The following is a 20,718-nucleotide window of genomic DNA, read 5'->3' on the forward strand; positions in this document are numbered from 1 at the left end:
CCTGTTTGCTCCCCACGCTTTCGCACCTCAGTGTCAGTATCAGTCCAGGTGGTCGCCTTCGCCACTGGTGTTCCTTCCTATATCTACGCATTTCACCGCTACACAGGAAATTCCACCACCCTCTACCGTACTCTAGCTTGCCAGTTTTGGATGCAGTTCCCAGGTTGAGCCCGGGGCTTTCACATCCAACTTAACAAACCACCTACGCGCGCTTTACGCCCAGTAATTCCGATTAACGCTTGCACCCTCTGTATTACCGCGGCTGCTGGCACAGAGTTAGCCGGTGCTTATTCTGTCGGTAACGTCAAAATTGCAACGTATTAGGTTACAACCCTTCCTCCCAACTTAAAGTGCTTTACAATCCGAAGACCTTCTTCACACACGCGGCATGGCTGGATCAGGCTTTCGCCCATTGTCCAATATTCCCCACTGCTGCCTCCCGTAGGAGTCTGGACCGTGTCTCAGTTCCAGTGTGACTGATCATCCTCTCAGACCAGTTACGGATCGTCGCCTTGGTGAGCCATTACCTCACCAACTAGCTAATCCGACCTAGGCTCATCTGATAGCGTGAGGTCCGAAGATCCCCCACTTTCTCCCGTAGGACGTATGCGGTATTAGCGTTCCTTTCGAAACGTTGTCCCCCACTACCAGGCAGATTCCTAGGCATTACTCACCCGTCCGCCGCTGAATCAGGTAGCAAGCTACCCTCATCCGCTCGACTTGCATGTGTTAGGCCTGCCGCCAGCGTTCAATCTGAGCCATGATCAAACTCTTCAGTTCAATACTGCTTGGGTTTTGAGAAAACCCTAAACTTGGCTCAGCAATCGCAAATCTCTTACTTAAAAGAGGTAACTCTCGAATTAACGAGTGTTGCTTTGTGATGCTGATAATCAGTTGACTACCAGTCTTACCTCACAAGCACCCACACGAATTGCTTGATTCAGTTGTTAAAGAACAGTTGGTTAAGTCTTTCGTCTCAACCGAGGCGCGCATTCTACAGCAGCCTCATCTTCCGTCAAGCAGTTTCGAAAAATTCTTTTCAAACTCAACCGCTTGCGGCGGCTTCAGGACTTTCATCACTTGAAGCCTCAGCCCGAGATGAAAATCTTAGGCTTTCACTAAAAGGCAAACCCCCGACCCGCTTGCGCGGGTCGGGGGTTTGGGATAGGTGCTTGACGATGACCTACTCTCACATGGGGAAACCCCACACTACCATCGGCGATGCATCGTTTCACTACTGAGTTCGGGATGGGATCAGGTGGTTCCAACGCTCTATGGTCGTCAAGCAATTCAGCTGGGGAGTCGCGGTTGAGGCGCTTCCCCGAATTGGGTATGTGATATGCGGTATTGCGTGTTCTGGCAAATTTTCGGTTTGTTGTCGACTTCAGCCATCGAGCACACAAACAACAAATTGTTTGGGTGTTATATGGTCAAGCCTCACGGGCAATTAGTATGGGTTAGCTCAACGCCTCACAGCGCTTACACACCCCACCTATCAACGTCGTAGTCTTCGACGGCCCTTTAGGGAACTCAAGGTTCCAGTGAGATCTCATCTTGAGGCAAGTTTCCCGCTTAGATGCTTTCAGCGGTTATCTCTCCCGAACATAGCTACCCGGCAATGCCACTGGCGTGACAACCGGAACACCAGAGGTTCGTCCACTCCGGTCCTCTCGTACTAGGAGCAGCCCCTCTCAAATCTCAAACGTCCACGGCAGATAGGGACCGAACTGTCTCACGACGTTCTAAACCCAGCTCGCGTACCACTTTAAATGGCGAACAGCCATACCCTTGGGACCGGCTTCAGCCCCAGGATGTGATGAGCCGACATCGAGGTGCCAAACACCGCCGTCGATATGAACTCTTGGGCGGTATCAGCCTGTTATCCCCGGAGTACCTTTTATCCGTTGAGCGATGGCCCTTCCATACAGAACCACCGGATCACTAAGACCTACTTTCGTACCTGCTCGACGTGTCTGTCTCGCAGTCAAGCGCGCTTTTGCCTTTATACTCTACGACCGATTTCCGACCGGTCTGAGCGCACCTTCGTACTCCTCCGTTACTCTTTAGGAGGAGACCGCCCCAGTCAAACTACCCACCATACACTGTCCTCGATCCGGATAACGGACCAGAGTTAGAACCTCAAGGTTGCCAGGGTGGTATTTCAAGGATGGCTCCACGCGAACTGGCGTCCACGCTTCAAAGCCTCCCACCTATCCTACACAAGCAAGCTCAAAGTCCAGTGCAAAGCTATAGTAAAGGTTCACGGGGTCTTTCCGTCTAGCCGCGGATACACTGCATCTTCACAGCGATTTCAATTTCACTGAGTCTCGGGTGGAGACAGCGCCGCCATCGTTACGCCATTCGTGCAGGTCGGAACTTACCCGACAAGGAATTTCGCTACCTTAGGACCGTTATAGTTACGGCCGCCGTTTACCGGGGCTTCGATCAAGAGCTTCGCGTTAGCTAACCCCATCAATTAACCTTCCGGCACCGGGCAGGCGTCACACCCTATACGTCCACTTTCGTGTTTGCAGAGTGCTGTGTTTTTAATAAACAGTCGCAGCGGCCTGGTATCTTCGACCGGCATGAGCTTACGGGGTAAACCCTTCACCCTCACCGGCGCACCTTCTCCCGAAGTTACGGTGCCATTTTGCCTAGTTCCTTCACCCGAGTTCTCTCAAGCGCCTTGGTATTCTCTACCTAACCACCTGTGTCGGTTTGGGGTACGGTTCCTAGTTACCTGAAGCTTAGAAGCTTTTCCTGGAAGCATGGCATCAACCACTTCGTCGTCTAAAAGACAACTCGTCATCAGCTCTCGGCATTAAGCGCCCGGATTTACCTAAGCACTCTGCCTACCACCTTAAACACGGACAACCAACGCCGTGCTGGCCTAGCCTTCTCCGTCCCTCCATCGCAGTAACTAGAAGTACGGGAATATTAACCCGTTTCCCATCGACTACGCATTTCTGCCTCGCCTTAGGGGCCGACTCACCCTGCGTCGATTAACGTTGCGCAGGAAACCTTGGTCTTTCGGCGTGCGAGTTTTTCACTCGCATTGTCGTTACTCATGTCAGCATTCGCACTTCTGATACCTCCAGCAAGCTTCTCAACTCACCTTCACAGGCTTACAGAACGCTCCTCTACCGCTCAACTTACGTTGAACCCGTAGCTTCGGTGTATGGTTTGAGCCCCGTTACATCTTCCGCGCAGGCCGACTCGACTAGTGAGCTATTACGCTTTCTTTAAAGGGTGGCTGCTTCTAAGCCAACCTCCTAGCTGTCTAAGCCTTCCCACATCGTTTCCCACTTAACCATAACTTTGGGACCTTAGCTGACGGTCTGGGTTGTTTCCCTTTTCACGACGGACGTTAGCACCCGCCGTGTGTCTCCCGTGCTGACACTTGCTGGTATTCGGAGTTTGCATCGGTTTGGTAAGTCGGGATGACCCCCTAGCCGAAACAGTGCTCTACCCCCAGCAGTGATACACGAGGCGCTACCTAAATAGCTTTCGAGGAGAACCAGCTATCTCCGAGCTTGATTAGCCTTTCACTCCGATCCACAGGTCATCCGCTAACTTTTCAACGGTAGTCGGTTCGGTCCTCCAGTCAGTGTTACCTAACCTTCAACCTGCCCATGGATAGATCGCCCGGTTTCGGGTCTATACCCAGCGACTAAACGCCCTATTAAGACTCGCTTTCGCTACGCCTCCCCTATTCGGTTAAGCTCGCCACTGAATATAAGTCGCTGACCCATTATACAAAAGGTACGCAGTCACCCAACAAAGTAGGCTCCCACTGCTTGTACGCATACGGTTTCAGGTTCTATTTCACTCCCCTCTCCGGGGTTCTTTTCGCCTTTCCCTCACGGTACTGGTTCACTATCGGTCAGTCAGTAGTATTTAGCCTTGGAGGATGGTCCCCCCATATTCAGACAAAGTTTCTCGTGCTCCGTCCTACTCGATTTCACTTCTAAGATCCTTTCGCGTACAGGGCTATCACCCACTATGGCCGCACTTTCCAGAGCGTTCCGCTAAAATCAAAGAAGCTTAAGGGCTAGTCCCCGTTCGCTCGCCACTACTAAGGGAATCTCGGTTGATTTCTATTCCTCAGGGTACTTAGATGTTTCAGTTCCCCTGGTTCGCCTCCTACACCTATGTATTCAGTGCAGGATACCCAGCTTATGCTGGGTGGGTTCCCCCATTCAGAGATCTCCGGATCAAAGTCTGTTTGCCGACTCCCCGAAGCTTATCGCAGGCTACCACGTCTTTCATCGCCTCTGACTGCCAAGGCATCCACCGTATGCGCTTCTTCACTTGACCATATAACCCCAAGCAATCTGGTTATTGTCTCTAACGTGAAGACGACATTCGCCGAAAATTTGCACTTGAGAACAACGCAAATTTTACCTTGATTGACCAACTGCCAGTGAAAGCAGTCAATCAGTCACTTCTATCACATACCCAAATTTTTAAAGAACGATTCGCTACTGGTCAAAGACCAGAAATCAACATTCAACAGGTTAAACCTGGAACGCTCATTTCTGAACTCTACACGGGCTGTAAGTGGTGGAGCCAAGCGGGATCGAACCGCTGACCTCCTGCGTGCAAGGCAGGCGCTCTCCCAGCTGAGCTATGGCCCCATATTCGTACAAGGCCAAACCCCACAACAATTGGTGGGTCTGGGCAGATTCGAACTGCCGACCTCACCCTTATCAGGGGTGCGCTCTAACCAACTGAGCTACAGACCCAATCGTCTTTCGCAATGAATCAAGCAATTCGTGTGGGAGCTTATGAAGAAGCTGATGTCGTCGATTAAGGAGGTGATCCAGCCGCAGGTTCCCCTACGGCTACCTTGTTACGACTTCACCCCAGTCATGAATCACACCGTGGTAACCGTCCCCCTTGCGGTTAGACTAGCTACTTCTGGTGCAACCCACTCCCATGGTGTGACGGGCGGTGTGTACAAGGCCCGGGAACGTATTCACCGTGACATTCTGATTCACGATTACTAGCGATTCCGACTTCACGCAGTCGAGTTGCAGACTGCGATCCGGACTACGATCGGTTTTATGGGATTAGCTCCACCTCGCGGCTTGGCAACCCTTTGTACCGACCATTGTAGCACGTGTGTAGCCCTGGCCGTAAGGGCCATGATGACTTGACGTCATCCCCACCTTCCTCCGGTTTGTCACCGGCAGTCTCCTTAGAGTTCCCGGCATAACCCGCTGGTAACTAAGGACAAGGGTTGCGCTCGTTACGGGACTTAACCCAACATCTCACGACACGAGCTGACGACAGCCATGCAGCACCTGTCTTACAGTTCCCGAAGGCACCAATCCATCTCTGGAAAGTTCTGTAGATGTCAAGGCCAGGTAAGGTTCTTCGCGTTGCTTCGAATTAAACCACATGCTCCACCGCTTGTGCGGGCCCCCGTCAATTCATTTGAGTTTTAACCTTGCGGCCGTACTCCCCAGGCGGTCAACTTAATGCGTTAGCTGCGCCACTAAAATCTCAAGGATTCCAACGGCTAGTTGACATCGTTTACGGCGTGGACTACCAGGGTATCTAATCCTGTTTGCTCCCCACGCTTTCGCACCTCAGTGTCAGTATCAGTCCAGGTGGTCGCCTTCGCCACTGGTGTTCCTTCCTATATCTACGCATTTCACCGCTACACAGGAAATTCCACCACCCTCTACCGTACTCTAGCTTGCCAGTTTTGGATGCAGTTCCCAGGTTGAGCCCGGGGCTTTCACATCCAACTTAACAAACCACCTACGCGCGCTTTACGCCCAGTAATTCCGATTAACGCTTGCACCCTCTGTATTACCGCGGCTGCTGGCACAGAGTTAGCCGGTGCTTATTCTGTCGGTAACGTCAAAATTGCAACGTATTAGGTTACAACCCTTCCTCCCAACTTAAAGTGCTTTACAATCCGAAGACCTTCTTCACACACGCGGCATGGCTGGATCAGGCTTTCGCCCATTGTCCAATATTCCCCACTGCTGCCTCCCGTAGGAGTCTGGACCGTGTCTCAGTTCCAGTGTGACTGATCATCCTCTCAGACCAGTTACGGATCGTCGCCTTGGTGAGCCATTACCTCACCAACTAGCTAATCCGACCTAGGCTCATCTGATAGCGTGAGGTCCGAAGATCCCCCACTTTCTCCCGTAGGACGTATGCGGTATTAGCGTTCCTTTCGAAACGTTGTCCCCCACTACCAGGCAGATTCCTAGGCATTACTCACCCGTCCGCCGCTGAATCAGGTAGCAAGCTACCCTCATCCGCTCGACTTGCATGTGTTAGGCCTGCCGCCAGCGTTCAATCTGAGCCATGATCAAACTCTTCAGTTCAATACTGCTTGGGTTTTGAGAAAACCCTAAACTTGGCTCAGCAATCGCAAATCTCTTACTTAAAAGAGGTAACTCTCGAATTAACGAGTGTTGCTTTGTGATGCTGATAATCAGTTGACTACCAGTCTTACCTCACAAGCACCCACACGAATTGCTTGATTCAGTTGTTAAAGAACAGTTGGTTAAGTCTTTCGTCTCAACCGAGGCGCGCATTCTACAGCAGCCTCATCTTCCGTCAAGCAGTTTCGAAAAATTCTTTTCAAACTCAACCGCTTGCGCCTTCGATCGGCTTTCAGCCCCTCGTCAGCGGGAGGCGAATTCTACAGCGTTCAAACCCGCTGTCAACCACCTCTTTCAACCGCCTCCGATCGACTCGACCGAAGCGCCGACAGGATCAACCACTCACCCTGCCAGGCCGGCGCATTCTACGCAGCTTTCGCTGCATTGCAACCCCTATTTTTAAGTCAACCAATTGATTTACAAGAGGTTTTCCGAGAGGTCCGCGCCGGAAGTGGTGCGCATTATAGGCCCCGCTCGCGACAGGTCAACGCTTTATTAGCAAAAGATTATTCGGCCTTGAGCGTAATACGCGCGAAGGCCTTCTTGCCCGCCTGACAGACGTGGGTCGCACCAAGCTTATAGACGAAGGCGCGATCGACCACCTCGCCATCGACGCGCACGGAACCAGAACCGAGCAGATCGCGCGCCATCGCGGCGTTCTTGACCAGCCCGGCCTTGTTGAGCAGCGCTGCGATCGGCATGTCCTCAGAGGCAGCCAGCTCGATTTCCGGCAGATCCTCGGGGAGCTCGCCATCCTTCATGCGATTGCCCGCGGAGCGGTGCGCATTGGTCGCTGCCTCTTCGCCATGGAAGCGCGCCACGATCTCTTCGGCCAACTTGATCTTGATGTCCCGCGGATTCGCACCCTTCTCGACATCGATCCGGAACTGGTCGATTTCCTCGAGCGAGCGGAAGCTGAGGAGCTCGAAGTAACGCCACATCAGCACATCGGGAATGGAGACCAGCTTGCTATACATCACGCCTGGCGCCTCCTGGATGCCCACATAGTTGCCCAGGGATTTGGACATCTTCTTGACGCCATCGAGCCCCTCGAGCAGCGGCATGGTGACGACGCATTGCGATGCCTGACCATAGGCGCGCTGCAGCTCCCGCCCCATCAGCAGATTGAACTTCTGGTCGGTGCCGCCCAGCTCGACATCGGCACGCAGAGCCACCGAGTCGTAGCCCTGGACCAGGGGGTAGAGGAACTCGTGAATGGCGATTGGCTGATTGGTCGAGTAGCGCTTGCTGAAGTCGTCGCGCTCGAGCATGCGCGCCACGGTGTACTGGGACGCCAGGCGAATGAAATCGGCCGGGGACAGCTGATCCATCCAGGTGGAATTGAACGCCACCTCGGTCTTGGCCGGATCGAGAATCTTGAACACCTGGGCTTTATAGGTCTCGGCGTTGTCCAGCACCTGCTCGCGGGTCAGCGGCGGACGGGTAGCACTCTTGCCACTCGGATCGCCGATCATCCCGGTGAAGTCACCAATCAGGAAAATCACCTGATGCCCCAGCTCCTGGAACTGACGCAGCTTATTAATAAGCACGGTATGCCCGAGGTGAAGATCCGGCGCCGTCGGGTCGAAGCCCGCCTTGATGCGCAACGGCTGACCACGCTTGAGCTTTTCCACCAGCTCGGACTCAACCAGAACCTCTTCCGCACCGCGCTTGATCAGCGCCAGCTGCTCTTCGACCGACTTCATGACAGGACTCACGACCACTCAAAAACCAAAGGGAACCAACCATACAAGATCAGGAACAAATAACAAGTTTTGCCCAGAGCCGGCGAGATACATGCCTGCGTGTTCTGCATCAGGGTTGCCTCACAGACGATTTGGTTATATTTTATACAGTTACTGCATATCCATTGCTTTCTTCATCTCTTCATCTCGTAAAAGCCAAAGCAGCCTATGACCCCTACACGAAAAGCCCCCCCCCTGTACCCCAAAAGTCACATCCTGGCGGCGAGCGGCGTCGCCGCGATGCTCAGCCTGGCGCTTCTGGTGTTCCCCTCGCGGGAAGTGGAAGCCAAGCGCACCTACCTCAACCTCGAGCTCGAGAACACCTCCGAACTGGTGGTGCAACAGAAAGACGACCTGCGACCAGCGGATCTAGACCCGGACAGCAACGACTCGCCTTTCGCCAAGATCGAAGGCGCGGCCGAAGCAGAGACCGCCAGCGCACAAGACAGCTCGCCCCCCCGCGACAGCCCTCCCGCCGACAGACCCTCTCCACAAGACCGTCAGCGTGGCCAATGGCGACACGCTGTCCACGGTCTTCGCCAAGGTTGGGCTGTCGGCGAACGCCCTGCACGAGGTGCTCAATAGCAGCAAGGAGGCCAAGCGTTTCAGTCGCCTCAAGGTTGGCCAGCAGCTCGAGTTCAAGCTGACGGCGGACGGCGGACTGGAAAGCCTGCGCAGCAAGCTGAACGACCTGGAGAGCATCAGCCTGGCCAAGACCGACTCGGGCTTTGCCTTCAAGCGCGACCTGGTCAAGCCGGAAGTACGCTCTGCCTATGCCCACGGCGTGATCAACAGCTCGCTGTTCCTGGCCGCCAAGCGCGCCGGCCTGTCCCATGGACTGACCATGGATCTGGCGAACATCTTCGGCTACGACATCGACTTCGCCATGGATATTCGCGAAGGCGACGAATTCGAACTGCTCTACGAAGAGAAAGTGGTCGAGGGCAAGAAGGTCGGCAGCGGCGACATCCTCTCGGCACGCTTCACCAACCGCGGCAAGACCTTCACCGCCGTGCGCTATACCGACAAGCAAGGCAACACCAGCTATTACGGAGCCGACGGCACCAGCATGCGCAAGGCCTTCATCCGCACCCCGGTGGATTTCGCCCGCATCAGCTCGCGCTTCTCCAACGGCCGGCGCCACCCGATCCTCAACAAGATCCGCGCCCACAAGGGCGTCGACTATGCCGCGCCGCGCGGCACACCGATCAAGGCCGCCGGCGACGGCAAGATCGCCCTGGCGGGCCGCAAGGGCGGCTACGGCAACACCGTGGTGATCCAGCACGGCAGCCGCTACCGCACCCTGTATGCGCACATGCAGGGATTCGCCAAGGGCATTCGCACCGGCGGCAGCGTCAAGCAGGGGCAGATCATCGGCTACATAGGCACCACCGGCCTGTCCACCGGACCGCACCTGCACTACGAGTTCCAGGTCAACGGCACCCATGTCGACCCGCTGAGCCAGAAGCTGCCGATGGCCGACCCCATCGCCGGCAACGAGAAGCAGCGCTTCCTGCAGCTGAGCAAGCCGCTGATGGCGCGCATGGATCAGGAGCGCTCCACCCTCCTCGCCCTGAACAAGCGCTAAGCCAAATGCCGCGCTATCTCGGGGTGATGTCCGGCACCAGCCTGGACGGCATGGACATCGCCCTGATCGAGCAGACCGACAGCACCCGGCTGCTCGCCACCCATTATCTGCCCATGCCGGAGGCGCTGCGCGCCGAGCTCCTGACGTTGTGCGCCACCGGCCCCGATGAGCTGGCGCGCGCGGCGATGGCCGAACAGCGCTGGGTCGAGCTCGCCGCCCAGGGCATCGCCACCCTGCTGCAGCAGCACAATCTCAGCTCCACATCGATCCGCGCCATCGGCAGCCACGGCCAGACGGTGCGCCACGAGCCGGCGCGCGGCTTCAGCATCCAGATCGGCAACCCCGCCCTGCTCGCCGAGCTGACCGGCATCAGCGTGGTCAGCGACTTTCGGCGCCGCGACGTGGCGGCCGGCGGGCAAGGCGCACCGCTGGTGCCGGCCTTTCATGAGGCCCTGTTCGGCGCTCCGGACCGCTGTCGCGCCGTACTGAACGTCGGAGGTTTCAGCAACCTCAGCCTGCTGGAAGCGGAAAAGCCGGTGCGCGGTTTCGACTGCGGCCCCGGCAACGTGCTGATGGACGCCTGGATTCAGCGCCACCGGGGCGTCGACTACGACAGGGACGGCGCCTGGGCGGCCACGGGACGGATGCAGCCCACGCTGCTGCACGCCCTGCTTAGCGATCCCTTCTTCCAGGCCCGGGGTCCGAAGAGCACCGGCCGCGAGCTGTTCAACCTGGCCTGGCTCGACGCCCGGCTGAGCCAATTGCCGCAGTATCCCGCCGAGGATGTGCAGGCCACGCTGCTGGAGCTGACCGCTACGAGCATCGTCGAGGCCCTGCAGGCGGCCCAGAAGCGGACGGATGAACTGCTGGTGTGCGGCGGCGGCGCGCACAACCGCACGCTGATGGCGCGCCTGGCCGAGCGCCTGCCCGGCTGCGCGGTCAGCAGCACCGAGGCCCACGGCGTGCCCGCCGACTGGGTCGAGGCCATGGCCTTCGCCTGGCTGGCCCACTGCTGCCTGGAGGGCATCCCGGCCAACCGCCCGAGCGTCACCGGCGCCCGCGGGCTGCGGGTACTCGGCGCGATCTACCCCGCCTGAGCGTCACTTCGCCCGCAGATACGCAAACGCCGTGCACTGGGCACGGCGTTTCGCTGCATACAGCTGGATGCGATCAGATCGAGAACGACGAACCGCAACCGCAGGTGGTGGTGGCATTGGGGTTCTTGATCACGAAGCGCGAACCCTCGAGGCCTTCCTGATAGTCCACTTCGGCACCGGCGAGATACTGGAAGCTCATCGGGTCGACCACCAGGCTCACCCCCTCGCGCTCCACTATGGTGTCGTCCTCGGCCACCTCTTCGTCGAAGGTGAAACCGTACTGGAAGCCCGAGCAGCCGCCTCCGGTGACGAATACGCGCAACTTGAGGCGCGGGTTGCCCTCTTCATCGACCAGGCTCTTCACCTTGCTCGCTGCGCCTTCGGTGAACAGCAAAGCTGTGGGGGTGAAGGTTTCGACGCTCATGCTGACTTTCTCCCGGCGCCAAGCGCCCTACTGCGTTGAGGCCCTGCATTATCCGCTTACCCCAGAAAAGCGGTCAACTATTGTGCGAGGTCCAGGCTCTCCGGCAGCTCCAACGGTCGCTGCCCATCCTTGAGGTGACACAGGCGTCCCTCGATCTGCGCGCCCATGGCCATCTCCATCAGGCCGTAATAGAGATTGCCGCGCACCCGCGCCCGGGCGCCGAGCTCCAGATGCTCGCTGGCGTGCACGTCGCCGATCACCTCGCCGTCTATCACTATATGGGGGGCGCGAATCTCGCCTTCAACCAGCCCCTCGACACTGACCCGAACCATGCCGTCGCTGGTCTGCACGTTGCCGTTCATGCGCCCGTCGACCTGGACCGCCCCCTGAAAGCACAGGTCACCGCTCAGCTCGGCCCCCGTGGCAATCAGGCTGGTCTGGCCGCTGAAACGCTGCAGGTCGGTCTTGCTCTTGTCTTTATTCCACATCGGGGACTCTCACTCTTCGTCGATCCATTTGAATGTGCGCTCCAAGGGCTTCTCGCCTTTGACTTCGGCGCGCACCCTGACCTGACGTGGCTCGAAGCCCTCAGGTAACTTCAGCTCCGCGAAACGTCCCGCCTCGGGAATCGCCTGAAAATGCTTGAAGGTGAAGGCGATCACCTGCTCGCTCAGCTCATCAGGCAGCCCCCGGGTCAGGCCCGCCAGCTCCAGACTGACGTCCTTGCCGCCCTGCCGCCCCTCCACGGTGACCCGCAGCTGGCCCTGCAGCGGCTTGTCGTCCTTGCCCACCCGGCTGAGCAACAGTTTGTAGCGGAAATGCCGCGGCCTTTCCGTGGCCTGCAGCTCAAAGGCGCGAATGCGCAGGCCTTCGCGACGGCTGGCCGGAGCCAGCACGCCCTTGTAGAAGGCCAGGTCCTGCTGCTGCTTGAATATCTGTTCTTCGAGCAGCTTGATGGTCAGGCGATTCTGCTCGTTGGCCTGCTGGGCGACCCTTTCGCCACTGCTGACCATGGCCAGCCTCTGGCGCAGCTGCTCCAACTCCCGCTCCTGCTCGCTCCAGCGCGCCTGCAACGCCTCATGCTCGGCCATGAAGGCCTGGGTGCCGCGCGCCTGCCACCAGGCACCAGCCAGGAAGGCCAGCGGCACCGCGACCGTCAGCAGCAGCAGCGCCAGGCGCACCCGCCCCGCGCGACGCGGGTCGCTCGGACGGACTTCCCAGCCGGCCATCAGGGCAACAGGGCCGCGTGCGCCAGGCCGAGCCGCTCTTCCAGGCCGAAGAGGATGTTCATGTTCTGCAGCGCCTGCCCCGAGGCACCCTTGACCAGATTGTCGATCACCGACAGCACCACCACCAGGTCGCCGTCCTGGGGCCGGTGCACGGCGATGCGGCAGACGTTGGCACCACGCACGCTGCGGGTCTCGGGGTGGCTGCCGGCCGGCATCACGTCGACGAAGGGTTCGTCGGCGTAGCGCTGCTCATACAGCGCCTGCAGATCGACCGAGCGATCCACCACGGTGGCATACAGGGTCGCGTGGATGCCGCGGATCATCGGCGTCAGGTGCGGCACGAAGGTCAAGCCCACCTCGCCGCCGGCCGCCCGGCGCAGGCCCTGGCGGATCTCCGGCAGGTGGCGATGGCCCTTGACCCCGTAGGCCTTCATGCTCTCGCCGGCCTCGCTGAACAGCGAGCCGACGCTGGCACCGCGCCCGGCACCGCTGACCCCGGACTTGCAATCGGCGATCAGCGTCGAGGTCTCGGCCAGGCCGGCCTCCAGCAACGGAATCAGGCCGAGCTGGGCGGCGGTCGGGTAGCAGCCCGGCACCGCGATCAGCCGCGCCTGCTTGATCGCCTCGCGGTTGACCTCCGGCAAGCCGTATACCGCCTCGGGCAGCAGGTCCGGCGCGCCGTGCGGCTGGCCGTACCACTTGGCCCACTCCATGGCATCCTGCAGGCGGAAGTCGGCCGACAGGTCGATCACCTTGGTCCCGGCCGCCAGCAACTCGCCGGCCAGAGCATGGGCCACGCCGTGAGGGGTGGCGAAGAACACCACGTCACAGGCCCCCAGGGTCGCCACGTCCGGTACGCTGAAGGCCAGATTCGGGTAGTGGCCACGCAGATTCGGGTACATCTCGTCGACCCGCATGCCCGCCTCGGAGCGCGACGTGATGACCTCGACTTGCGCCTGCGGGTGCTGCGCCAGCAGACGTAACAGCTCGACACCGGTGTAACCCGTGCCGCCGACGATACCGACCTTGACCATCACTTGCCCCTTGCGAAAAAGCCATTGGAAAGCTGCCGATGATAAAGCCGCATCGGCCAGGGGCCAACCGCTGCGGATGACGCAAGCGTCGATGGCCTCTACTATCGGACCTGTTTATTTCTCGAGGCTATAAGCATGCTCTATCTGTGGCTCAAGGCCCTGCACATCATCGCCATGGTCTGCTGGTTCGCCGGACTGTTCTACCTGCCACGCCTGTTCGTCTACCACGCCATGAGCGAGGACGAAGCCAGTCGCGAGCGCTTCTGCGTGATGGAGCGCAAGCTGTACCGCGGCATCATGCTGCCGTCGATGCTCGCCACCCTGGCGTTCGGCATCTGGCTGCTGAGCCTCAACGCCGGCACCTATTTCAGCCAGGGCTGGATGCACGCCAAGCTCGCCCTGGTGCTCCTGCTGATCGGCTATCACCATGTCTGTGGCGCCCAGCTCAAGCGTTTCGCCCGTGGCGAAAACCGCCGCAGCCATATGTTCTACCGCTGGTTCAACGAGGCACCGGTGCTGCTGCTGGTCGCCATCGTGGTGCTGGTGGTGGTCCGCCCGTTCTGACCCCCTTCTCAGCCCCCAGGTGTCGCCATGCCCTTGCCCGACTTGTTCGAACAGCGCCTGCGCCTGCCGGTGGTCGCCGCACCGATGTTCCTGGTCTCCAACCCTGCCCTGGTGCTGGCCTGCTGCCACAGCGGCATAGTCGGCAGCTTTCCGGCGCTGAACCAGCGTGACAGCGCCGGCTTCCGCGCCTGGCTGGAGGAGATCGCCGGCGGCCTCGACGCGGCGGCGGCGCCCTATGCGGTCAACCTGATCGTGCACGGCAGCAACCCGCGCCTGCAGGCCGACCTGGCGATCTGCGTCGAGCAGCGCGTGCCCATCGTCATCACCAGCCTCGGCGCGGTGAAGGAGGTGGTCGATGCGGTGCACGGCTACGGCGGCCTGGTGTTCCACGACGTGACCACCCGCCGCCATGCGGAGAAGGCCGCCGCCGCCGGGGTTGACGGGCTGATCGCGGTGGCCGCCGGCGCCGGCGGGCACGCCGGCACCTGGAGCCCGTTCGCCCTGATCGCGGAGATCCGCCAGTTCTTCGACAAGACCCTGCTGCTCGCCGGTTGCCTCAACCACGGCCACGAGATACTCGCCGCCCAGCTGCTCGGCGCCGACCTGGCCTACCTCGGCACCCGTTTTATCGCCACCCATGAGAACGGCGCCAGCAGCGAGTACAAGCAGATGATCGTCGATGCCCAGGCAGCCGACATCATCCACACCCCTGCCGTGTCGGGAGTGCCGGCCAGCTTCATGCGCCAGAGCCTGGAGCGGGCCGGCTACGATCTTCGGCACTTGCAGGACAAGGGCGCCATCGACTATGGCGAGAAGCTCAAGCCCGTCGCCGACGAGGCCAAGGCCTGGAAGACCGTGTGGTCGGCCGGCCAGGGCGTCGGGGCTATCGCCGACCTGCCGACGGTCGAGGCGCTGGTGACCCGCCTGGACCTCGAGTACCGTGCCGCCCAACGCCGCGCGCAGCAGCTGCGACCCGGCCGATAGGGCGCGGACCACACGACGCCGGGCTCCAGGCAAGCCCCCGCATTCTGCTCTAGGCTGCTTGCATAGCGGCCTGCCCGATGCTGACCGGCAGCACCCGCCCCCTCAGATAGCGACAAGGACGCTGGTATGAGCCAAGCCCGCTTCAAGATCGTCTTCGACGGCGAACTGATGCCCGAAGTGACCCTGGAAACCGCCAAGGACAACCTCGCGCGCCTGTTCAAGAGTGACCGCACGCGCATCAACAGCCTGTTCAGCGGCAGCCCCCTGGCGATCAAGCGCAACCTGCAGGAGAGCGAGGCCGATCAGTACCTCGCGGCCCTGCACCGCGCCGGCGCCAGGGCGCGCAAGGAGCCCGACCCGGGCGCCAGCCTGAGCCTGGAGGAGAGCGCCACGGACGCCACCGAGGAGGCCGGCATGACCTGCCCGAAGTGCGCTCGACAGCAGCCCAAGGCGGCCGAGTGCATGGCCTGCGGCATCGTCATCGCCAAGTACCTGGCCCGCCAGACCCAGTTCGCCGAGCACCAGGCCGGCGCACCGAAGCCCCCCGTGCAGCTGGTCGAGGCGGCGGCCAACAGCCCCTACGCCACGCCTCGGGCCACGGTCGCCGAGGCCCTGCCGCCGGTCGGCGAGCTGAATGTCTTCAGCCTCGACGGACGCATCGGCCGCCTGCGCTACCTGGCCTGGTCACTGATGCTGACCCTGGCCTTCGCCGGAGTCATGGCGGTGGTGGCCATCGCCGCCACCGTATCCGACCTGCTCGGCGGCCTGCTGACCCTCGGCGTGGTGCTCGGCATGCTGGTGGTCAGCGTGCAGATCGGCGCGCAACGCCTGCACGACATCGGCTGGAGCGCCTGGCTCCTGTTGCTGAACCTCGTGCCCGTCGTCAACAGCATCTTCTGGCTCCTGATGCTGGTGGTCCCCGGCAGCACCGGCGCCAACCGCTACGGCCCGCCACCGCCGGCAAACGGCCTCGCGGTCAAGCTGCTCGCCGGCCTGTTCCTCGCCCTGCTGCTCGGCGGCCTGCTCACGCTGTTCCTCGGCGGCTTCGCCATGCTCGGCATGGCCCTGAGCGGCCTCGACCTGGGCGTCCTGGACGCGCCGCGCCCCTAGCCACCAAGCCCGCCGCACAGACCCTTTGCAGGCGCGCCCCCGGGCGGCGGTAAAATAGCCGCCGCCCAGGCAACCCGGCGCCAGCGCCGTGGTCAAACCCGCCCGCCCCCTTCCCGGAGAACCCCGATGCCCCGTTATGCCCTGATCACTGGTGCCTCCAGCGGCATCGGCCTGGCGCTGGCCGAAGCCCTGGCGCGCCGTGGGCGCAACCTGATCCTGGTGGCCCGTCGCCGCGGCGCCCTGGAGAGCATCGCCCTGGAACTGAGCCAGCGTTTCGCCGTGGAGGTGCTGTTCCGCACCTGCGACCTGAGCCAGCCGCTGCAGCTGTCCGGGCTGCTGCATGAGCTGGAGCAGGGCGAACGCAGCCTCGACCTGTTGGTGAACAACGCCGGCCTGGGCACCTCGGGCGCCTTCATCGACCAGGACTGGAGCCGCGAACAGCAGCTGATCGAGGTGAACATCCTCGCCCTCGCCCGCCTCAGCCATGCCATCGGCCATGCCATGGCCGAGCAGGGCGGCGGGCAGATCCTCAACGTCGCCTCGCTCGCCGGCTTCCAGCCGGGGGCCTGGATGAGCAACTACTACGCGAGCAAGGCCTATGTGCTGCATTTCTCCGAGGCCCTGCGCGAGGAACTCAAGCCACGCGGCGTCAGCGTCTCGGTACTCTGCCCGGGGCCGACGCGCAGCGCCTTCTTCCGCACCGCCGGGCTCGACAGCCGCCCGCTGGAGGGCGGCAAGCTGCTGATGGGCGCCGAGGAACTGGCCCTGCTCACCGTCCGCGCCCTGGAGAAGAAACGCGCGATCATCATCCCCGGCTGGCGCAACCGCCTGCTGGCCCGACTGCCGCGCCTGGCGCCCCGCTGGCTGGTACGCCTGGTCACGGCACGCATCAACCGCCACTTCCTGCGCGGGCCCCGCGCCTAGGCCTCAACCGTTGGCATTGACCGTGCGGCCGCTGGCCCAGGCCCGCAACGCGGCGAGCCGCTCGGCCATCACCACCGACAGCGGCGCGGTGCCCTGGATCGCCTGCAGCAACAGCAGCTGATCGACCGCCCGCTGCTGCGCCTGGGCGGCATACAGGGCGCTGACCACCACCTGCTCGATCTCGGCCCCGGAGAAGCCCTCGCTGGCCGCCGCCAACAGGTCGAGGTCGAAGCCGCTGGCGTCCAGCTCGCGCCGGCCCAGGTGGATCCGCAAGATCTCCGCGCGCACCGCGGCATCGGGCAGGTCGACGAAGAACAGCTCGTCGAAACGCCCCTTGCGCACCAGTTCCGGCGGCAGGCGGTCGATGGCGTTGGCGGTGGCCACCATGAACACCGGCGCCTTGCGCTCGGCCATCCAGGTCAGCAGGGTGCCGAGCACGCGCTGGCTGACGCCGCCGTCGTGGTCGCCGCTGGCCAGGCCCTTCTCGACCTCGTCCATCCACAACACGCAGGGCGCCATCTGTTCGGCCAGCCGGAGGGCCTCGCGCAGGTTGCGTTCGGTCTCGCCGAAGAACTTGTTGTACAGGCAGGCGAAGTCCAGGCGTAGCAGCGGCAGCCCCCACATCCCGGCCACGGCCTTGGCCGCCAGGCTCTTGCCGCCGCCCTGCACGCCGACCAGCAGCAGGCCCTTGGGCAGGTCGCTACCCTTGCCTTGGATAAACACGCCCTGGCGTTCGCCCAGCCAGCGCTTGAGATTCCCCAGCCCGCCGACTTCGGCGAAACGCGCGGTGTCGTACTCGAAGCTCAGCACCCCCTCCAGGTCGAGCAGCTGGAACTTGGCCTTGTTCAGCTCCGGCAGGTCCTCCTGGGTGATCGCGCCGTCGTCGCAGATCAGGTTGCGCGCCAGGCTGCGGGCCTCGCCATGGCTCAGCCCACGCAGGTTCTTCACCACCTGCTGCAGGGTGCGATTGTCGGTGCGCACCCGGGCGTTGCGGTTCTGTTCGCTCCAGCGCGCCGCCTCCTCACGAACGATGCCCAGCAGCTCATCCTCGGACGGCAGCGCCAGGCTGAAGCGGGCGGCGTGGCGCTGCACCTCCGGCGGCAGCTTGCAGGCGTGGGACACCAGCACCAGGGTCGGCTTGTGCAGGCCGTGACCGAGGGCGACCTCCTTGAGCAGGCGCACCAGCCTGGGGTTGTCGTCGAGGAAGGGATGCAGGTCGCACATCACGTACAGGTTGGGCTGCGGGTCGGCCTTGATCAGCCGCAGCGCGGCCTCGGGCTCCTGGGTGGCGCCCTCGCCCAGGGCCTCGCCGCCGAACCCCAGGCGCTGCAAGCCTTCGGTCACCGACCAGGTGCGCAGGCCGAGGCCGCGCTTGACGGCCAGGCCGGTCAGGGTCTCCAGCACCCGCGGTTCGTCCCAGGACTCGATGAGGATCAGCTTGACCTTGGAGTCGAGCACCAGTCCCAGGTCATGGATGTCGTTCTTCACACAGGCTCCTTGTGCACTGGCCGGGGCAAAACCGGCTGGCTAAACTCGAATTTCATCAAACGGGCCGGGAGACTGCCCATGGACTGTCTGTTCTGCAAGATCGTCGCCGGGGAGATACCCGCGCGCAAGCTCTACGAAGACGACCAGCTGTTCGCCTTCCACGATATCGGCCCGCAGGCGCCGGTGCATTTCCTGGTGATCCCGAAGCAGCACATCCGCACCCTCAAGGACCTCGAGGAGGCGCACAAGCCCCTGCTCGGGCACCTGGTCTTCACCGCCCAGCGCCTGGCGCGCGAGCTGGGGTGCGAGGAAGGCTTCCGCCTGGTGATGAACTGCGAGGCCCAGGCCGGCCAGAGCGTCTACCACATCCATATGCACGTGCTCGGCCAGCGGCCGATGCATTGGCCGCCGGGCTGAACCGCCCCCGGCCTGGACGGCTGCGGCGATGCGCCTGCAGCCCGCGGCCGGCCATTGGGGTAAACTGCCCCGCGTTGCCCACGCCGGAGGTCCCGATGACCAACGATCGCCACTACTCGCCCGTCGACCGCCTGCTGCTGCAGGCCGACATGGCCCTGCGCACCCTGCTGCCCTTCAGCGGCCAGCCCAGCCGGCCATCGCCGGCGATCGTGCAGAACGAAACCGAGCTGGATGCCGAGCAGGCCCGGCATATCGCCGGACTGATGCGCATCAACCACACCGGCGAGGTCTGCGCCCAGGCGCTGTACCAGGGCCAGGCGCTGACCGCCAAGCTGCCGGAGGTCCGCGCCGCCATGGAGCATGCCGCCGACGAGGAAACCGACCACCTGGCCTGGTGCGAGCAGCGCATCCGCCAGCTCGGCAGCCAGCCCAGCGTGCTCAACCCGCTGTTCTACGGCCTGTCCTTCGGCGTCGGCGCAGTCGCCGGGCTGATCAGCGACCGGGTCAGCCTGGGCTTCGTCGCCGCCACCGAAGACCAGGTGGTCAAGCACCTCGACGAGCACCTGCAGCAGCTGCCGCCCGCCGACGAGAAGTCCCGGGCGATCCTCGAGCAGATGCGCGAGGACGAGGCCCAGCACGCCACCAGCGCGCTGGAGGCCGGCGGCCTGCGCTTCCCCGCGCCGGTGAAATTCGGCATGACCCTGCTGTCCAAGGTGATGACCAAGAGCACCTACCGCATCTAGCTCCGAGAACCACAAAAAAGGGCGCCCGAGGCGCCCTTTTTTATGCTCTGCCGGTGTCGATCAGTGCGGCATGTTGCGCGCGTAGAAGATCTCCAGCATCTCGTGGCGCAGGCGCTCCTCGACCTGCAGGCGCTGCTCCGGCGTCAGGTTGCGGGTGGCATCGCCGAACAGGTAGTTGTCCAGGTCGAAGTCCTTGAGCAGCATCTTGGTGTGGAACAGGTTCTCCTGGTACACGTTGACGTCGGTCATCTGGTACGCCGCCTGGGTGTCGTCGGAGAGGTAGTTCTGGATCGAATTGATCTCGTGGTCGATGAAGTGCTTCTTGCCGTCCACGTCGCGGGTGAAGCCGCGCACCCGGTAGTCGACCGTGACGATGTCCGAGTCGAACTGGTGGATCAGGTAGTTCAGCGCCTTGAGCGGCGAGATCAGGCCGCAGGTGGATACGTCGATGTCCACGCGGAAGGTGGCGATGCCCTCCACCGGATGAATCTCCGGGTAGGTGTGCACGGTGATATGGCTCTTGTCCAGGTGCGCGAGAATGGTCTCGGGCAGCGGACCGGGCGACTCCTCGATCTGGCTCTCCGTCGGTTCCACCGGCTGCTCGGAAATCAGGATGGTCACGCTGGCGCCCTGGGGGTCGTAATCCTGGCGGGCGATATTGAGGATATTGGCGCCGATAATGTCGACAACATCGGTGAGAATCTGGGTCAGGCGCTCGGCATCGTACTCTTCGTCGATGTACTGCACGTAGGCCTGCTGGTCTTCCGCGGTTTCCGCGTAGCAGATGTCATAGATGTTGAAGCTCAAGGTCTTCGTCAGGTTGTTGAACCCGTGGAGCCTGAGTTTGCTTTTCATCACCGTTGGAACTCTCTATGGTGGATGCGGCGAGGCCGCGTGATCGAGCATGCCCGTCAGCTGCTAAGGACGCAGCTGCGTAGGACGATTAACACCTCTTCGCACTGGC

The 20,718-nt window shown here is 61.6% G+C and carries 14 protein-coding genes, 2 tRNA genes, 4 rRNA genes and 2 pseudogenes (1 of these 22 cut by a window edge); 9 read left to right on the forward strand and 13 right to left on the reverse strand.

The window, feature by feature from the left end; genetic code table 11:
* From I0D00_RS19890 to tyrS, 7 genes are all read right to left on the reverse strand, one after another.
* Positions 1-780 (reverse strand): 16S ribosomal RNA (locus tag I0D00_RS19890) (it extends 757 nt beyond the left edge of the window).
* A gap of 390 nt (positions 781-1,170) precedes the next feature.
* Positions 1,171-1,286: ribosomal RNA gene (gene rrf, locus I0D00_RS19895) — 5S ribosomal RNA — on the reverse strand.
* 140 nt (positions 1,287-1,426) lie between these two features.
* Positions 1,427-4,317: ribosomal RNA gene (locus tag I0D00_RS19900) — 23S ribosomal RNA — on the reverse strand.
* Positions 4,318-4,561: 244 nt separating this feature from the next.
* Positions 4,562-4,637, reverse strand: a tRNA-Ala gene (locus I0D00_RS19905).
* A 31-nt stretch (positions 4,638-4,668) separates the two neighbouring features.
* A tRNA-Ile gene (locus I0D00_RS19910) sits at positions 4,669-4,745 on the reverse strand.
* 65 nt (positions 4,746-4,810) lie between these two features.
* Positions 4,811-6,347, reverse strand: a 16S ribosomal RNA gene (locus tag I0D00_RS19915).
* The 16S, 23S and 5S rRNA genes sit together here with 2 tRNA genes alongside, the layout of an rRNA operon.
* A gap of 566 nt (positions 6,348-6,913) precedes the next feature.
* Positions 6,914-8,113 (reverse strand): tyrosine--tRNA ligase, encoded by a 1,200-nt coding sequence (tyrS, locus tag I0D00_RS19920; protein ID WP_213641512.1) that lies wholly within the window; start codon positions 8,111-8,113, stop codon positions 6,914-6,916.
* 207 nt (positions 8,114-8,320) lie between these two features.
* Between tyrS and I0D00_RS21915 the strand changes: the two are divergent.
* The 3 genes and pseudogenes from I0D00_RS21915 to I0D00_RS19930 form a co-directional block, all read left to right on the forward strand.
* Positions 8,321-8,470: pseudogene (locus tag I0D00_RS21915) on the forward strand (peptidase M23); the annotation flags it as partial.
* Between the two features lie 163 nt (positions 8,471-8,633).
* A pseudogene (locus I0D00_RS19925) lies at positions 8,634-9,740 on the forward strand (peptidoglycan DD-metalloendopeptidase family protein); the annotation flags it as partial.
* Between the two features lie 5 nt (positions 9,741-9,745).
* Entirely contained in the window at positions 9,746-10,837 is a 1,092-nt protein-coding gene (locus tag I0D00_RS19930) for an anhydro-N-acetylmuramic acid kinase (protein WP_213641513.1), read from the forward strand.
* Between the two features lie 73 nt (positions 10,838-10,910).
* Here I0D00_RS19930 and erpA read toward each other — a convergent pair whose 3' ends face one another.
* From erpA to argC, 4 genes are all read right to left on the reverse strand, one after another.
* Positions 10,911-11,261 carry an iron-sulfur cluster insertion protein ErpA gene (gene erpA / locus I0D00_RS19935; protein ID WP_208707100.1) on the reverse strand — a complete coding sequence of 117 codons (351 nt, stop codon included), beginning with the start codon at positions 11,259-11,261 and terminating at the stop codon, positions 10,911-10,913.
* A 77-nt stretch (positions 11,262-11,338) separates the two neighbouring features.
* Complete coding sequence (locus I0D00_RS19940) at positions 11,339-11,749, reverse strand: bactofilin family protein (protein ID WP_213641514.1); 411 nt, start codon at positions 11,747-11,749, stop codon at positions 11,339-11,341.
* Positions 11,750-11,758: 9 nt separating this feature from the next.
* Positions 11,759-12,490 (reverse strand): DUF6776 family protein, encoded by a 732-nt coding sequence (locus I0D00_RS19945; RefSeq protein ID WP_213641515.1) that lies wholly within the window; start codon positions 12,488-12,490, stop codon positions 11,759-11,761.
* Entirely contained in the window at positions 12,490-13,524 is a 1,035-nt protein-coding gene (argC, locus tag I0D00_RS19950) for an N-acetyl-gamma-glutamyl-phosphate reductase (RefSeq protein WP_213641516.1), read from the reverse strand. The genes I0D00_RS19945 and argC overlap by 1 nt, the downstream gene beginning before the upstream one ends.
* Before the next feature lie 135 nt (positions 13,525-13,659).
* Here argC and hemJ point away from each other — a divergent pair, with 135 nt between their 5' ends.
* The 4 genes from hemJ (at position 13,660) to I0D00_RS19970 (ending at position 17,106) form a co-directional block, all read left to right on the forward strand.
* Positions 13,660-14,088 (forward strand): protoporphyrinogen oxidase HemJ, encoded by a 429-nt coding sequence (gene hemJ, locus I0D00_RS19955; RefSeq protein ID WP_213641517.1) that lies wholly within the window; start codon positions 13,660-13,662, stop codon positions 14,086-14,088.
* 27 nt (positions 14,089-14,115) lie between these two features.
* A complete protein-coding gene (locus I0D00_RS19960; RefSeq protein ID WP_213641518.1) occupies positions 14,116-15,072 on the forward strand; it encodes an NAD(P)H-dependent flavin oxidoreductase in 957 nt (318 codons plus the stop codon).
* 126 nt (positions 15,073-15,198) lie between these two features.
* Entirely contained in the window at positions 15,199-16,182 is a 984-nt protein-coding gene (locus tag I0D00_RS19965) for a DUF805 domain-containing protein (RefSeq protein ID WP_213641519.1), read from the forward strand.
* Positions 16,183-16,308: 126 nt separating this feature from the next.
* A complete protein-coding gene (locus tag I0D00_RS19970; RefSeq protein ID WP_213641520.1) occupies positions 16,309-17,106 on the forward strand; it encodes an SDR family NAD(P)-dependent oxidoreductase in 798 nt (265 codons plus the stop codon).
* 3 nt (positions 17,107-17,109) lie between these two features.
* Here the strand turns inward: I0D00_RS19970 and I0D00_RS19975 are convergent, their stop codons facing one another.
* Positions 17,110-18,594, reverse strand: coding sequence for an AAA family ATPase (locus tag I0D00_RS19975; protein ID WP_213641521.1), 1,485 nt, complete (start codon positions 18,592-18,594; stop codon positions 17,110-17,112).
* A 78-nt stretch (positions 18,595-18,672) separates the two neighbouring features.
* On the opposite strand from I0D00_RS19975, the gene I0D00_RS19980 reads away from it, so the two are divergent.
* Entirely contained in the window at positions 18,673-19,011 is a 339-nt protein-coding gene (locus I0D00_RS19980) for a histidine triad nucleotide-binding protein (protein WP_213641522.1), read from the forward strand.
* Between the two features lie 95 nt (positions 19,012-19,106).
* Positions 19,107-19,754 (forward strand): 2-polyprenyl-3-methyl-6-methoxy-1,4-benzoquinone monooxygenase, encoded by a 648-nt coding sequence (gene coq7, locus I0D00_RS19985; protein ID WP_213641523.1) that lies wholly within the window; start codon positions 19,107-19,109, stop codon positions 19,752-19,754.
* Positions 19,755-19,814: 60 nt separating this feature from the next.
* Here the strand turns inward: coq7 and speD are convergent, their stop codons facing one another.
* Positions 19,815-20,609 carry an adenosylmethionine decarboxylase gene (speD, locus tag I0D00_RS19990; protein WP_213641524.1) on the reverse strand — a complete coding sequence of 265 codons (795 nt, stop codon included), beginning with the start codon at positions 20,607-20,609 and terminating at the stop codon, positions 19,815-19,817.
* Positions 20,610-20,718: the final 109 nt, after the last annotated feature.

Source organism: Pseudomonas lalucatii, from assembly GCF_018398425.1.
Taxonomy (GTDB): Bacteria; Pseudomonadota; Gammaproteobacteria; order Pseudomonadales; family Pseudomonadaceae; genus Aquipseudomonas; species Aquipseudomonas lalucatii.